The sequence below is a fragment of the Saccharothrix isguenensis genome (genome assembly GCF_052936305.1).
Window position 1 is genome coordinate 6,132,389 of record NZ_CP193626.1, and the last position, 14,437, is coordinate 6,146,825.

Consider the following 14,437-nt stretch of genomic DNA (forward strand, 5'->3'; position numbering starts at 1 on the left):
GGGCGACCGGTCACCGACATGGGGGTTGAACGGGCCGGCAAGTGGGTAAGGAAGCGTCATGACACCGCCGTGGACCGTGGGGGTCGAGCAGGAGTTCCTGCTCGTGGACCCGGAGTCGCGCCGTCCCGTGCCGCTGGCCGAGTCGGTCGCGCAGCACGCGGACGCCGACTTGGACGTGCAGCGCGAGTTGACGCCGTTCCAGATCGAGGTGGCCACGCCCGTGTGCGAGACGGCGGAGGAGCTGGCCGAACAGGTCATGCTCGGCCGGACGCACCTGGCGAAGGCCGCGCACGCGGCGGGCTGCCGGCTCATGGCCTCGGCCGTGCCGCCGATCGGCACGCTCGGGCCGCCGCCGGGCACCGACGACGCCCGCTACCGGCTGATGCGGGACTCGCACCGCAAGATCATCGGTGGTCAGGGCGTGTGCGGCATGCACGTCCACGTCGGCGTGCCGGACCCGGACGTCGCTGTGCGCGTGTCGAACGCGATGCGCCCGTGGCTGCCCACGCTGCTCGCGTTGAGCGCGAACTCCCCGATCGAGCAGGCCGAGGACACCGGGTACGCGAGTTGGCGCTCGGTCGTGTGGTCGCGGTGGCCGGTCAGCGGCCCGCCGCCGCACCTGGAGTCGGCCGACGAGTACGACCGGCTGGTCGGCGCCCTCGAATCGACCGAGGTGCTGCTCGACGCCGGGATGGTCTACTGGGACGTCCGCCCGTCCGTGCAGCACCCGACCGTCGAGGTGCGGGTCTCGGACATCCCGATGACCGCCCGCGAGGCCGTCGTCATCGCCGAGGTCATCCGGGCGTTCGCCCGCACCGCCGCTGACACGGGTGAGACCGAACGGGTGAACGACGCGCTGTTGCGCGCCGCGTACTGGCGGGCCGCGCGGGACGGGGTGGACGGCCTGGCGGTCGACCCGCGCACCGGGCACCTCCTCCCCGCCCGGCAGCGCCTCGCCGAACTCGTTTCCTGGTGCGGGCCCGCGCTCCGCGACGCCGACGCTCTGTCCACTGTGGAGGATCATCTCCGGTGGCTGGACAACCACGGCAGCGGCGCGGCGCGGCAGCGCAGGGCGTTCGGAAGTTCGCCCGACGCCCGTCGGCTCGTCGACCTCATCCTGGCCGAGACGGTCGACGAAGCCTTCTGAGGACTACCGTGAAGTCGACGCCGGGGCCGGCGTCGTCGAGTGAGAGGAGAACCGGAGTGCCAGAACCCGCGGCAACGCTCGCTTCCGTCAGGGTCGACAGACCCTCGGACGGCGTGGTGGTGCTGCACGTGTCCGGCGAGTTGGACACGAGCAGTGCGGACGAGTTGGCCAGGCCGCTCCAGGAACACCTGGTCGAGAACGTGCGGGCCGTGGTCGTGGACCTCGGCGGGGTGCGATTCCTCGGCTCGGCGGGCTTGGAGTCGCTGGTGGTCGGCCGTCAGCGTGCGAGCAGCCTGGGTATCCCGCTGGTGCTGGTGGCGACCAGCCGGGCGACGCAGCGGCCGATCGAGGCGACCGGGTTGGACTCCGTGTTCACCGTCGTCGGATCCGTCGACGAGGCGTTGAGCCGGTTCTAGCCGAACCGGCGGACCGTCCTGATGGCGCAGCGCACCGCCCCCACCGGGGGCAGTGCGCCCGCCGGGGGGCACGACCCACCTGGACTCGGCGGCCGGGATGCTGCGCGGGCCGTGCCAGTAGCGGACGCCCGGCGGCGGCACGTGCGGGAGCACCGGCCCCGGGTCGGGTCTGGCCAGGAACAGCCACCGCAGCCGGCGGCCGGGGATGGCCAGGATCGGGCCGAGCGGCCCGGCCGAGCGGAGTCGGTGGCTGACCTCGGCGCCCCAGCTCCCGGGCACCTCCACCGCCACCGCGGTCTCGTCGAGGACCAGTGCGTCGAGCGATTCGTCCACGTGCCGGCGTTCCATGCCCGCTGATCCTGGCCACGCCCCGTGTCGGGATTGTGTCCGCGCGCGGCGCGGCGCGTTAATCCTGGCCGATGTCCTCGAACCACAGCTCCGGCTTGGCGGCGATGAAGTCGGTCATCATCCGGACGCACTGCGGGTCATCCAGGAGGGTGATGCGCACCCCGTGTTCCGCGAGCCAGTCGTGACCGCCGTGGAACGTCCGGGCCTCGCCGATCACCACGTGGGGTATGCCGAACTGTCGAACGAGGCCGCTGCAGTACCAGCAGGGTGACAGCGTGGTGACCATGATCGTGCCCCGGTAGCCGGCCCGGCGGCCCGCGTCGCGGAACGCGGCGGTCTCGGCGTGGGTGGAGGCGTCGCCGTCCTGCACGCGCCGGTTGTGGCCGCGGCCGAGGAGGGTGCCGTCGGAGGCGAACAGCGCCGCGCCGATCGGGATGCCGCCCTCGGCGAGCCCCGCGCGGGCCTCGGCCACCGCCACGGCGAGCATGTCCTGTTCGTCCACCGGACCAACCTACTTGGCCGGCCGTCGCAGCGTCTCGTGCAGCGAAGGACGTGCGGCCCGAAGGCGTGCGGCGCGAAGACGTGCAGCAGGAAGACGTGTGCGCCGACGAGTCCGCTACGCGCCGAAGCAGAGGAACCCGGCGCTCGCGGCGTACGCGGCGTCGCCGTCTTCCCGGTGCGCTTCCTGGGCGGCGGCCAGCGCGACCGCGGGCGAGTCGCCTGAGCCGAGCCTGCGGTGCAGGTCGACCATCAGCGGGGTGGTGACCTCGGCCGGCACCGGGACGACCGGCGCGACGAGGGTCCGGGTGCCGAGCCCGAGGAGGGCGGCGGTGAAGCCCATCAGCTCGTCGCCGGGGCGCACCGCGGACAGGCCCGAGTCGCACGCGGACAGCACGACGCGCGCCGGCGGGGTGCGCAGCCGTTCCAGGTCGTAGACGGTGAGCGGCCCGTCGGCCAGTTCCAGGGCGGAGAACAGGGGGTTGTCCGCGCGGAACGAGCCGTGCGCCGCCACGTGCGCCAGCGGTGCGCCGTCCATCGCCGCCGCCACCGCGTCGACCGTCGCGGACGCGCCCACCAGCACCGATGCGGAACCACCCGGCGGTGAGCCGGCGGCGATCGCGGCGATCTCGGTCGGCGCGGCCGGCAGCCGCGGACCCGCCGCCAGGACGACCCGGTCGTGGGAGACCGGGGTGGAGGTGGCGGCCCGCAGCCAGACCGTCGCCGACGGCACCACGGTCACCGACCGGCCGCGGCACGCGGGCAGCGCCGACCACGGCAGACCGCCGAGCTTCCCGGTCGGCGCGAGGACCAGCGGCCGTTCGTCGAGCCGCCGCCGCAGCGGTTCCAGCAACCTGTCCTGCAACAGCTTCGCCGCGTGCTCGGCGCCCGCGCGCACCGCCGTCCGGTCGACGTGCTCGGGCAGCGTCACCAGCCGGTGCAGGGCGAACCGCAGCAGCCGCAGTTCGCGCAGGGCGGCGTCCAGCGGGCCGAGGCGGTGCAGCGACGCCCGGCCGCCCGCCACCACCACGGCCAGCAGCGCTCCGTCGTGGTCGATGTACTCCACCAGCGCCGAGGAGCCCAGTGCCCGCGCGAGGTCGCGCACGGCGGGTGGCTTGAACACCGCGCCGCCGCCACCGGCCTGCCGGGTCAGCTCGCGCACCCGCTGCTCGCCGCGCACCTGCCGCTGCCGCAGTGCCGCCGTCGGCCGGCCGGCCGTGGACGCCGCCTCCACGTCCGCCGTCACGGTCCGCAGCTCGGCCAGCGCGTCGGCCAGCCCGGAGTCCTCCGGCGGCCGGGCGGGCGTCATCCGCAGCGCGCCCGCCCGCCACGCCTCGGCCCAGCTCAGCACCCGGCCCGCCTGCCCGCCGGCCACCGCCGTGCGCAGGCCCTCCAGCGCCAGCGCCTTGCCCTGCGCGCCGCTCAACGCCCGCAGCTCCGGAGCGCCGAGCGACACCCGGTACTCGTCCAGCAGCGCCAGGCCCTGCCGCAGCGCGATCTGCGCGCCGCGCGTGTTGCCGAGCAGGTCGCGCCGCAGCGCCTCCGCGTACCAACCCTGCACTCGGTGCGCCGCCGGGCCGCCGCGCCGGGCCGCGCCCGCCGTCGACAGCTCCGCCACCGCGCGCCGGCGGTCGCCGATGTCCCGGGCGACCAGGGCCGCGTCGACCCGCGCCTCCAGGCCCGCCATCGGCCAGCCGAGGTCGTCCAACCGGGAGGCCACCCGCGTCAACGCCGTCACCAGCGCCCTGGTGCGCTGCCCGCTGAGGTACGCCGCGCGCAGCTCCACGTGCCGCGCGCCCGCCTCCCACACCTCGCGCTTCTCCCGGCGGAACCCCTTGCGCGCCGCCACCGCCAGCTCGACGGCCCGGTCCAGGTCGCCTTCCAGCAGCGCGATCCTGGCCCGGTAGAACAACGCTTCGGACCGGGCCAGCACCAGGTCGCCGCCGAGTTCCGCGAGCGCCCGGTCGGCGGCTTCCCGCGCCTCCTCCAGCAGCGGCACGGACACCAGCAGCTCCAGCCGGTTGATCAGCAGCGCGGGCCGCGGCACCGCCAGCCGCCGGTACTCGCGCTCGGCCTCGGCGAACATGGTCAGCGCCCGCGGCACGTCGCCCGCCCGTGACGCGGAGATGCCCGCGTTCCACCGCACGTCCGCGACGGCCAGCCGCTGGTCCAGCTCCCGGTACAGCAGGGCCGCGCGGTCGAAGTCCTCGTCCGCCGCGCGCAGGCCGCCCGTGTAGGCGCGCAGGAGCCCCCGGTTGTTCCGGGCGCGCGCTTCACCCAGCTTGTCGTCGGTGCGGCGAGCGGCCTCGATCGCCCAGTTGTACTCGCGCTGGGCCTCCTCGTACCGGCACAGGTAGTGCAGGACGAGGCCGCGTTGCATGCGGGCGATGTCCGCGTCGCCGCCGTGCAGCTCGGGCAGCGCCGCGTTGATCGCGCGCAGCGCGAGCGCGTGGCGTCCGGTGTTGGACAACACGAATGCGAGGCTCACCCTCGCCAGTGCGGCCAATCGCGTGGAACCCGCGCGCCCGGCGGCGCGGATGGACCGGCGCAAGTGGGTGAGCGCGCCTTCGAAGTCGTGCAGTTCGCGCAGTGACAGCCCGATCGCGCGCTCGGCTATGGACGCCTCCGCGGCGTCGCCCGCCGCCCGCGCCGCCTTCAGCGCCGAACGGCCCATCTCGATTGCCGCCCGCGGATCCCGTTGCCGGGCTTCCAGTGCTGCGGCGGCGGAAACCCCTGCCACGACCCCACCTTATTACCAGTACCCCTGTGGTAGCTTGCCGGTCAGCACCCGTCGACGCTGCTGTGAGGCCTCGGTGTCCGAAACCTCGAATCGCTCCGAGCTGTATCAAAGAGCCTTCCACCAGGCCCTCCTCGACCACAAGAACTACCGGCTGCACGCCGAGCGCGGACGGGAATTCATCTTCGTCGCGGGCGAGCTGCTGACCATTCCCGAAGACTCCGATCGGGTGGTTCGGAAACTCGCGCAGAACGGCATCGCCACTCAGCGTGGCAGGGATTTCGCCGGAATGGTCCGATTGGTCCTGCCGCGCAATTCCGACGACATCCCCGACATCGTCCGCCTGCTGCGCGACCCGCAGCAGTGGCCCGGCGAGCGCACCCCGTTCGTGCAGCCGCACCACGTGCTGGTCGGCCACGGCGGCAACATGCACGGCCACCCGGGCGGGCCACCGCACGTGGCCGGCCCGCTCGCGGACCCGGACAACGCCTCCACCGGGCTCGGCAAGGGCGTGGTCGTCGGCATCCTGGACACGGGCATCTCGAAGACCGCCGCGACCGACCACCCGCTGTGGCTGTCCGGCGCGTTCCTGCCCAAGCTCGACGAGGTCGACGCCGCCTACTCGCACGACGACGTGTTCGCGGTGGAGGGCGGGCACGGCACGTTCGTCGCGGGCGTGGTCCGGCAGGCCGCGCCGGGTGTCCGGTTCGACCCGGAGAAGGCGCTCGACCCGACCGGCCTGGGCACGGAGGAGGACTTCGCCGAGGCGCTGTCCTCGTTCGACGAGAAGGTGCAGGTCATCAACATCTCGCTCGGCTGCTTCACGCAGGACGACGTGGCGTCCGAGCCGATCCGCAAGGCGGTCGCGGCGCTGCCCGCCGACGTGGTGGTGGTCGCCTCCGCCGGCAACCAGGGCACGAACCGGCCGAGCTGGCCGGCCGCCCTCCAGCGCGTGGTCGCCGTGGCCGCGGTCGCCGAGGAGCTCGACGGCACCCGGAGCCCGGCGTGCTACTCCAACCACGGGCACTGGGTGGACGCCTGCGCGGTCGGCAACCGGACCAGCACGTTCCTCAAGGGCCAGTGGGTGCTGCCGGGTGAGCCGCCGGACGTCTACGACCGGTTCGCGTACTGGCTGGGCACGTCGTTCGCGGCGCCGCACGTGGCCGGGCGGATCGCCGCGACCATGACGACGCTGGGCCTGTCGGCGGTCGCGGCGCGCGACCACCTGCTGGCCGGGCCGGAGTTCTTCCCCGGCTACGGGGTTCTCGTCGACTAGCTGTATCTGGCGGCGGTGTCGGTGCTCCGTAGTGTGTGGCAGCAACGAATCCGAAGTCCATGACCCGCCTGGGGTCCGCGCCGGCGCAGGTCGGGGCGGAGGCGCAGCATCCCCTGGACAAGAGGAGGGGACGTGACCCTTGCATCCCCGATCGCCGCGCTCGTCGCGGCGGCGGCGGAGGGCGACCAGCGCGCCTGGAACGAGATCGTCGAGCGCTACACGCCCCTCGTCCTAGCGGTGGTGCACCGGCACCGGCTGCGCCCCGCGGACGCGGCGGACGTGCACCAGACGGTGTGGTTGCGGCTGGTGGAGCAGGTCGGCCGGCTCCGCGAGGCGGACGCGCTGCCCGGTTGGATCGCCACGACGACCCGCAACGAGTGCCTGCGGATGCTGCGCATGCAGCAGCGCGTCCAGCCGTTCGACCCGCAGTCCGAGGACGAGCCGCCGAGCCCGGACGACGCGGTCGCGGACCTGGACGAGGAGATGGAGGCCGCCCAGCGCCGGCAGGCGCTGCGCGAGGGCTTCCGGGCGCTGCCCGAGCAGTGCAAGGTGTTGTTGGCGAAGCTCATGGCGGACCCGCCGCCCAGCTACGCGGTGGTCAGCGAGGAGCTGGAGATGCCGGTGGGCAGCATCGGGCCCACCCGGATCAGGTGCCTGGACAAGTTGCGCAAGACCCCCGCGGTGCTGCGGCTGGTCGGCCCGCCGACGGTCGATGGAGGAGGTGTGCTCGGTGCTGAGGGACGATCCGGGGTGGGAAAGCGATGAGGTGCTGCTGCGGGAGCTGCGCGCGGCGCTCGCCGAGGAGCAGGACGTGCCCGAGCACCTGTTCCAGGCGGCGCGTGCCGCGTACACGTGGCGCACAGTCGACGCCGAGCTGATGGCGCTGACCACGTACGACTCGATCGTGGACACCGGGCTGGCGGCGCGGGCGCGGGCGGCGCAGACGGCGCGTCAGCTGGTGTTCGACGCGGTGGGCTGGTCGGTGCAGGTGGAGGTGACCGAGGCGGGGGTCGCCGGGCAGGTGCTGCCGGCGCGGCCGGGCCGGGTGTGGCTGCTCACCGCGACCGGGCCGGTGGAGGACGCGGAGCTGGACGAGCTGGGCATGTTCCTGCTCGGACCGCCGCCCACCGGTCCCGTGCGGTTCCGCTGCGAGGTCGACGGCACGACCGTCATGACGGACTGGGTCTGCGTCTAGCCCCGTCACGGCATCCAGGTGCTCGTGGCGGGGCGTTCGCGCGCCCGGCCCCTTGACGGCGGTGGCCGCGGGTCCGCAAGATTCAGGAACCTGATCTTCACCCACCGCCGCACACCACCACATGACCGAGCCCGCCCGAACCACCCCGGCCGAGGGCACTGCCGCCTCGGCTCTCGTGGCGCGCCAGAACGGCGGGCCGCCGGCAGCGGAGCTGTCCGCCGGCGAGCTGTCGGCCGGCGAGGTCTGGGCCGTGGAGCTGCCCGAGCTGTTCCGGCAGGTCTTCGTCGGGTCCACCGCCGGTCTCGCGATCTTCGACGCGGACGGCGCGCCGGTGGTGGCCAACCCGGCGCTGGAGGCGATGCTGCCGTCGGCTGACCTGTCGACGCTGTTCGTCGCGGACGACGTGAAGGTGCAGCGGGAGTTCACCGACGCGGCCGGTGACCCGGTGTGGGTGGACGTGGCCATGTCGGTGGTGCGCGACCCGGACGGGCGGCCCCGGTGGCACGTCGCCGTGGTCGAGGACACCACCGAGCAGCGGGTGCTGCGGGACTACCTGCGGCACCAGGCGCTGCACGACGTGCTGACCGGCCTGCCGAACCGGCAGGGCTTCCTGCCGGAGCTGGAGCGGGTGCTGGGCCGGCCGGGCTCGGTCACGTTGTGCTACCTCGACGTGGACAGCGTCGCGATCGTGAACGACGGCCTCGGCTACGAGTACGGCGACGAAGTGCTGAAGGTGGTCGCACGGCGGCTGACCGAGGTGGTGTCGGGCGAGAACGCCACCGTGGCGCGGATCGGCGGCGACGAGTTCGTCGTGCTGATCGAGGATGCGCCCACCACACCGGGGATCTCCGCGCTGGCCGAGGCGATCGAGGCGGCGCTCACCGAGCCGGTGCACCTGGCCGGGCACGGTGTGGGCGTGTCCGCGGGCATGGGTTTCGTCCGCACGTCGGCGCGCGGGTCGGACGCGATGGCGTTGCTGCGCCAGGCGCACAGCACGCTGCGCCGCGCGGAGAGCGGCGGCAAGGGCCAGTGGGGCATCTACGACGCCGGGCAGGACGCCCGCGACCGCACCCGGCTGTCGCTGATCGCGACCATGCCGGGTGCGTTGCAGAACGGCGAGATCGCGCTCGACTACAAGCCGGTGACGCAGGACGGCGAGCAGGTCGCGACGACGACCCGGTTGCGCTGGCACGACGCCGAGTCCGGCCCGGTGTCGCACGAGGAGTGCCTGCGGTTCGCCGACGAGCTGGGGCTGAGCGGCCCGCTGGCCGAGTGGGTGCTGGACGAGGCTTGCGAGTTCGCCGCCGCCGAACGGCTGCCGGTGCTGGTGCAGCTGTCACCGGACCAGTCGCGCGACCCGGACCTGGCCGCACGGGTCGCGGAGGCGCTGCGCACGTCCGGGTTGGAGCCGGGGTCGCTGTGGCTGAGCCTGGCGGCGCGCGGCCTGGTCGAGGACCTGGAGGCGGTGGAGGACAACCTGACCACGTTGGCGGACATGGGTGTCCGCCGGCTGTTGTACGGCGTCACGTTCGCGTTGCCGGAACTGTCCGTTGTGGAGCGTCACGCCCTGTACGGCGTCGAACCGGCCACCCCGCCACCGGAACCGCTGGCGCGCGAGGCCTTGGCCGCGTTGCTGCCGCTGGTGCGGGCGACCGGCGCGCTCGTGGTCAGCGACGGTGGCCTCCCGGGGCTGGATCTTCCGGGGCTGGACCTGCCGGGCCTGAACCTCCCGGGAGTCGACCTGGTCGTGCGATCGTGATGATCTCGCGGCTGGTGTCGGTGAGCGGGGCCCGGTCCCAGAACCCGTAGCGCTCGGCCACCTCGAACCCCGTCTCGGCCAGCAGCCGGTCCAGCTGGTCTGTCGTCGTGAACCGCAGCGTGCCGCGGTCGACGCGGGGTTCCGGCCAGTCCGGGCTGCTGAACGTCTCGGTCATCGTGACCAGCCCGTTCTCCACGCTCTCCACGAAGTGCTCGACGCGCACCCGCTCGCCGTCGTGGCCGACGATGTCGGTGCCGTTCTCGGGCGTCCACCGCTCCCACTGCCGCGCGCCGGGGTTGCGGGTCTCGAACGCGAACCGCCCGTCCGGCTTGAGCGCCCGGCGGATCGCGGTGAACTGCGCGCGCACCTCGTCGTCGGTGAGGAAGATCTGGAACGCGTGCCCGGTCATCACGACCAGGTCGAACTCGCCGTCGAACGCGACCGTGCCGAGGTGGCCCCGGATCCACTCCACGTCGGGATCGCGCCGCGCCTGCAGGAGCATGCCCTCGGCCGGGTCGAGGCCGACCAGGCGACCGGGGTGCTCACCGGCGCGGGCGGCCTTGAGCAGCGTGCCCGTGCCGCAACCCACGTCGAGCACGGCGTCGGCGGCCATCACCAGCTCCAGGTAGAAGTGGTCGTCCGCGCCGAACTCGTTGATCAGGTCGTAGTAGGCGGCCAGGTCCGCGTCTTCGAAGGAATGCGCCACCCGTCCGAGTCTGGCCCGCACGGAGAGGGGCCGCGACCGAATTTCCGGTCACGGCCCCCTCGGTCCCGCGGTCAGGCGAACGTCGGCAGTCGCATCGCGTGCTGGACCAGCGTGATCAGCGTCTGCTTGGTGGACTGCCGGTTCCGCGCGTCGCAGGGCACGATCGGCACCGACTCGTCGATCGTCAGCGCCTCCCTGATGTCCTCGATGCGGTGGTGCAGCAGCCCGTCGAAGCAGTTCACGCCCACCACGTACGGCAGTTCGCGGTCCTCGAAGAAGTCGATCGAGGCGAACGCGTCCGACAGCCGGCGGGTGTCGACCAGCACGACCGCGCCGATCGCGCCCCGCACCAGGTCGTCCCACATGAACCAGAACCGGTGCTGGCCGGGTGTGCCGAACAGGTACAGGATCAGGTCGCTGTCCAGCGACACGCGACCGAAGTCCATGGCCACCGTCGTGGTCATCTTGTTCGGCGTCGCCGACAGGTCGTCCACGCCGACGCTGGCCTCGGTCATCACCGCCTCGGTGGTCAGCGGGACGATCTCCGACACCGACCCGACGAAGGTCGTCTTGCCGACACCGAACCCGCCCGCCACCACGATCTTGGTCGACGTGACCGTCAGGCTCGCCGCGGGTGTCCCCGTCCGCCCGGGAGCGCCACCGCTCATGTTGCTCTGCTTTCCCTAGTAGTAGGACCTCGCCGGGTGGTGGGACCTCAGCCGCGCATGGCGACGTGCAGCTGCGAGCGGATCTCCGGGGTGAGCTGGATGCCGACCCGCTCGACCAACCGCGCCATCGCGTAACCGATGAGGCCGATGTCGCAGTTGGGCGCGGCCAGCACGGCCAGGCAGGAGCCGTCGCTGATCGACATCAGGAACAGGTAGCCCCGCTCCATCTCCACCACGGTCTGCTTGACGTCACCGGCCTCGAAGCAGCGTGCCGCACCGAGGTTCAGGCTCACCAGACCGGACGAAACGGCCGCGAGCTGCTCGGCGCGGTCGATCGGCAACCGCTCCGAGGACGCGAGCAACAGTCCGTCCGCGGAGACCACGATCGCGTGCGCGACGCCCGCGACCCGGGCGACGAAGTCGTCGACCAGCCAACTGAAGTTGTCGAGTTCCTCGGTTGCGGTGGTCACTTCTGCTCCTTGTTGTCGACGTTGCCGAATGACGGGCCTTCCCACGGCATCCCTGCGTCGTCGCCGGTCTGTCGGCCCAGCTCCACCCCGCGCTGGTAGGTGGCGAAACGCTGCCGCAGCCGGTCGGCGGACCGGCGCGGCGGCGCGGCGGTCGCGACACCGGACGGCGCCGAGCCGTTCACCGCCGGCTGGGTGGCCGTCGGCGCCGACCCGCGTGGCGCGGGCGCGGTGAGCGAGCCCGGAACCAGACGCGCCTTGGGGACGCGCTTGGGTAGGCCCGCGTTCGTCGTGTCGTCCACCGGCGCCTTGAGCACGCTGCTGGCCGTCGACCAGCTGTCCTCCCCGGCGCCCCAACCGGCCGCCGGCGGAACCACCGCGCCGGACGAGGGGATCGCGGACGGCGCGGGCTCGCGCTTGGGCAGACCCGCCGGGGTGGCGGACCGCGGCGCCGGCGGCGGTGCCGAGGCCTTGGGCGCGGCTGCCGGCGCGGACGTGATCAGGTCGGACCGGTCGGTGTAGACCGTCTGCTCCGACGCCGTGCCCTCGCGGCCGGTGGTGGTCGGGTGGTCGCCGCCGCCCATCAGCTCGGCGCGGTCGGCGAACATCGTCCGCTCGGACGCCGTCTCCGGCGGCGCGGTCGTCGGCTCCCGGTCGCCCAGGTCGCCGTTCACGGCCGCCTCGGCCTCGCCGCCCTGGAACCAGCGGGACAGCACGTCCTCGTAGATCGGCAGCCGCTGGGTGGACGCGTCGTCCTCCGGCTCGAACACCGGCGCCGGCGGCGGCGGTTCCGGCTGGCGGGTGGACGGCGGGTACGAGTAGTCCGGCAGCTCCTCGTCGACGGGCGGCACGGTCTCGGTCACCGTGGCGGTGAACAGGTCGGCCGCCGGGGTCTGCTCGATCTCGAAGAACCCGCCGGGGTCGGCCTCGTGCGTGTGGACCACCTGCGGGAACGGCGCGGGCGTCGCGTCCAGCGGCTGGTAGCCGCCCGGTGCGACCTCCGGCGTCCACTTGGGCACGCCGGCGAGCACGCCGACGCCGCTCTCCTCCAGCTCCGGGTTCGCCTGCCGCTGCGGCAGGGCGAGCGGGGCCGGCTGGGCCTGGATCGGCTCGGGGCCGCGGTGCAGCAGTCCGACCGGCAGCACGACCTGCGCGGTCACGCCACCCTCTATGTCGTCGTTGTTGGTCAGCGTCACCCGGATCTCGTGCCGCTTGGCCAGCTGGCCGACCACGTACAGGCCCATCTCGCGGGCCACCGACACGTCGACCTCGGGCGGGTCGGCGAGCTTGATGTTGGCGTCGATGACGTCCTGCTCCTGCATGCCGACACCGCGGTCGTGGATGCGGATGGACACCTCGCCGCGCCGGGTCTCTATGGCCCGCACCGTCACCTTGGTGGTGGGCTTGGAGAACGCGGTCGCGTTGTCCAGCAGCTCGGCGATGAGGTGCGCGAGGTCGTTGACCACGCGGCCCTGGACCTTGAGCTCCGGCGCGGGCGCGATCTGGACGCGGGCGTACTTCTCCACCTCGGAGACCGCGGCGCCCAGCACCTCCGAGATCGGCACCGGCCGGGTGACCCGGCGGTTGACCGTGGTTCCCGACAGCACCAGCAGGTTCTCGCTGTTGCGGCGCATCTGGGTGGCCAGGTGGTCCAGCTCGAACAGGCTGGCCAGCTGGTCCGGGTCCTGCTCGTCCTGCTCCAGCCGGTCGATGACGGTGATCTGCCGCTCGACCAGCGCCTGCGAGCGCCGGGACAGGTTGATGAACATGTCGTTGACGTTCGCGCGCAGCGCCACCTGCTCGACCGCGAGGCGGACCGCTTCGCGCTGCACGGCGTCGAACGCCCGCGCCACCTGGCCGACCTCTTCGGTCGTGTTGATCGGCACCGGCACCAGCGCCTCTTCCGCGGCACGGGCCGGGTCGCGGTGCGTCCGGATCCGCTTGATCGCGTCCGGGAGCCGGTTGCGGGCCACGTCCAACGCGGTGCGGCGCAGCAGGCGCAGCGGCGTCAGCATCGAGCGCGCGACGAACGCCATGAGGGCGAACGCGATGACCAGCGCCACGGCGACCAGCGCCGCGTCACGCCACGCGGACGCACGCGCCTCCTCGGTCAGCGCGACCGCCTCGGCCTCCGCCTGACGCTCGATGTCCTGCGACACGGACCGCAGCAGCGCCGCGGTCTCCTCGCCGACCCGCATCACGTCGGCGTCGGAGATGGACACCCCGCCGGAGTTGGCCTGCTGCACCAGCGCGAGCTGCACGAGCCGGTTGCGACCGTCCACCGAGGAGCCCGACACCTTGTCCGACAGCAGCTGCCGGTTCTCCGGGCTCGCCGTGATGGCGTAGTCGGTCAGCGCGGCGTCCAACCGGGACTGGGCCGCGCGCAGCGCGTTGACCTGGCCGGGCGCGAACTCGCCGCGCATGGCCGTGGACAGCAGGATCGAGTTCTGCTGGCTCAGCTGCTCCTTGGCGCTGTAGAGCGCGAGGTTGCCGCCCGACAGCGGGATGATCCGCTCGTGGCTCTCGCTGCTCGCGGTCGCGCGGTGCACCTGCGACAGGGCGGCCAGGACCTGGCCGTAGGCGCTGTGCACCGAGATGTCGGGGTACTTCGTCGTGGTGACCGTGTTCCGCAGAGCGTTCAGCCCGTCCAGCGACTGCAACGACTTCTGGAACGCTTCGCGCACGGCTTCGTCGATGCCGGTCGTGGCGGCGGCGACGTCCCGCAGCCTGCCGACCTCGGCATCGACCTTGCTGGACCGCGTCAGCAGCTCGTTGGCGTTCGCCTGCCGGCCGCCCGCGACGAACCAGACCGCGGCGTCGCGCTCCAGTTGCAGCGCGTCCGCGACCGCCGCCGTCTGGGCGGACAGCTGGAGCTCCCGCTGGACCTGGCCGAACAGCTCGACATCGTCGAGTTGGGTGTTCAGCCTCAGCCCCGCGAGGGTCAGCGTGCTCAGCGCGGGCACCAACAGCACCACGGCCAGCTTGCTGCGCAGGCGCCAGTTCCGCAGACGCCACCGGGACATTCCCCGGTCGGCGGGCACGGCGCCTGTGCTGGGACCCGAGTCGGGTGGACCGCTACCCGCGGCACCCGCGTCGAGTTGAATCCGCTCCGGATCTCTCCCGGAGGCGTGGTCGTCATGACCGCGCACCGTCAGCACACTCCCCAGCCCCCCAGCCAGTGATATCGACACTTCCCTACAAACCCGGTGGATCTTGGTGG

The 14,437-nt window shown here is 73.0% G+C and carries 12 protein-coding genes; 6 read left to right on the plus strand and 6 right to left on the minus strand.

All coding sequences use genetic code 11. The features are described from left to right. The first annotated feature begins 58 nt into the window (after positions 1-58). A complete protein-coding gene (locus tag ACRAKI_RS27200) occupies positions 59-1,147 on the plus strand; it encodes a carboxylate-amine ligase (RefSeq protein WP_447003345.1) in 1,089 nt (362 codons plus the stop codon). 56 nt (positions 1,148-1,203) lie between these two features. Next, positions 1,204-1,563 carry an STAS domain-containing protein gene (locus tag ACRAKI_RS27205; protein ID WP_447003346.1) on the plus strand — a complete coding sequence of 120 codons (360 nt, stop codon included), beginning with the start codon at positions 1,204-1,206 and terminating at the stop codon, positions 1,561-1,563. Between the two features lie 406 nt (positions 1,564-1,969). On the opposite strand, the gene ACRAKI_RS27210 is transcribed toward ACRAKI_RS27205, so the two are convergent. Both ACRAKI_RS27210 and ACRAKI_RS27215 read right to left on the minus strand, forming a co-directional pair. Next, positions 1,970-2,398 carry a nucleoside deaminase gene (locus tag ACRAKI_RS27210; protein WP_447008525.1) on the minus strand — a complete coding sequence of 143 codons (429 nt, stop codon included), beginning with the start codon at positions 2,396-2,398 and terminating at the stop codon, positions 1,970-1,972. A gap of 129 nt (positions 2,399-2,527) precedes the next feature. After that, positions 2,528-5,149 carry a CHAT domain-containing protein gene (locus ACRAKI_RS27215; RefSeq protein WP_447003347.1) on the minus strand — a complete coding sequence of 874 codons (2,622 nt, stop codon included), beginning with the start codon at positions 5,147-5,149 and terminating at the stop codon, positions 2,528-2,530. 73 nt (positions 5,150-5,222) lie between these two features. On the opposite strand from ACRAKI_RS27215, the gene ACRAKI_RS27220 reads away from it, so the two are divergent. From ACRAKI_RS27220 to ACRAKI_RS27235, 4 genes are all read left to right on the plus strand, one after another. Continuing rightward, positions 5,223-6,422, plus strand: a complete 1,200-nt coding sequence (locus ACRAKI_RS27220) for a S8 family peptidase (RefSeq protein ID WP_447003348.1) — start codon at positions 5,223-5,225, stop codon at positions 6,420-6,422. Between the two features lie 132 nt (positions 6,423-6,554). Further along, positions 6,555-7,187: an RNA polymerase sigma factor gene (locus ACRAKI_RS27225; protein WP_447003349.1), complete on the plus strand. Its 633-nt coding sequence runs from the start codon at positions 6,555-6,557 to the stop codon at positions 7,185-7,187. Continuing rightward, complete coding sequence (locus tag ACRAKI_RS27230; RefSeq protein WP_447003350.1) at positions 7,153-7,617, plus strand: hypothetical protein; 465 nt, start codon at positions 7,153-7,155, stop codon at positions 7,615-7,617. Before ACRAKI_RS27225 ends, ACRAKI_RS27230 begins: the two co-directional genes overlap by 35 nt. Before the next feature lie 121 nt (positions 7,618-7,738). After that, the gene (locus tag ACRAKI_RS27235) at positions 7,739-9,376 is read left to right on the plus strand and encodes a diguanylate cyclase domain-containing protein (protein ID WP_447003351.1); all 1,638 of its coding nucleotides are present in this window, start codon (positions 7,739-7,741) and stop codon (positions 9,374-9,376) included. Here ACRAKI_RS27235 and ACRAKI_RS27240 read toward each other — a convergent pair. From ACRAKI_RS27240 to ACRAKI_RS27255, 4 genes are all read right to left on the minus strand, one after another. Beyond that, complete coding sequence (locus ACRAKI_RS27240; protein ID WP_447003352.1) at positions 9,285-10,082, minus strand: class I SAM-dependent methyltransferase; 798 nt, start codon at positions 10,080-10,082, stop codon at positions 9,285-9,287. The genes ACRAKI_RS27235 and ACRAKI_RS27240 overlap by 92 nt on opposite strands. A gap of 71 nt (positions 10,083-10,153) precedes the next feature. Beyond that, complete coding sequence (locus ACRAKI_RS27245) at positions 10,154-10,750, minus strand: GTP-binding protein (protein WP_184922866.1); 597 nt, start codon at positions 10,748-10,750, stop codon at positions 10,154-10,156. Positions 10,751-10,797: 47 nt separating this feature from the next. Continuing rightward, positions 10,798-11,220 carry a roadblock/LC7 domain-containing protein gene (locus ACRAKI_RS27250; RefSeq protein WP_447003353.1) on the minus strand — a complete coding sequence of 141 codons (423 nt, stop codon included), beginning with the start codon at positions 11,218-11,220 and terminating at the stop codon, positions 10,798-10,800. Then, the gene (locus tag ACRAKI_RS27255) at positions 11,217-14,240 is read right to left on the minus strand and encodes a sensor histidine kinase (protein WP_447003354.1); all 3,024 of its coding nucleotides are present in this window, start codon (positions 14,238-14,240) and stop codon (positions 11,217-11,219) included. Before ACRAKI_RS27255 ends, ACRAKI_RS27250 begins: the two co-directional genes overlap by 4 nt. Positions 14,241-14,437 lie beyond the last annotated feature (197 nt).

What these genes read in the sequence shown, in the direction of transcription:
- ACRAKI_RS27200 (WP_447003345.1), top strand. Translation starts at nt 59, where the DNA reads ATGACACCGCCGTGGACCGTGGGGGTCGAGCAGGAGTTCCTGCTCGTG.
- ACRAKI_RS27210 (WP_447008525.1), bottom strand. Translation starts at nt 2,398, where the DNA reads ATGCTCGCCGTGGCGGTGGCCGAGGCCCGCGCGGGGCTCGCCGAGGGC.
- ACRAKI_RS27235 (WP_447003351.1), top strand. Translation starts at nt 7,739, where the DNA reads ATGACCGAGCCCGCCCGAACCACCCCGGCCGAGGGCACTGCCGCCTCG.
- ACRAKI_RS27245 (WP_184922866.1), bottom strand. Translation starts at nt 10,750, where the DNA reads ATGAGCGGTGGCGCTCCCGGGCGGACGGGGACACCCGCGGCGAGCCTG.
- ACRAKI_RS27255 (WP_447003354.1), bottom strand. Translation starts at nt 14,240, where the DNA reads ATGTCCCGGTGGCGTCTGCGGAACTGGCGCCTGCGCAGCAAGCTGGCC.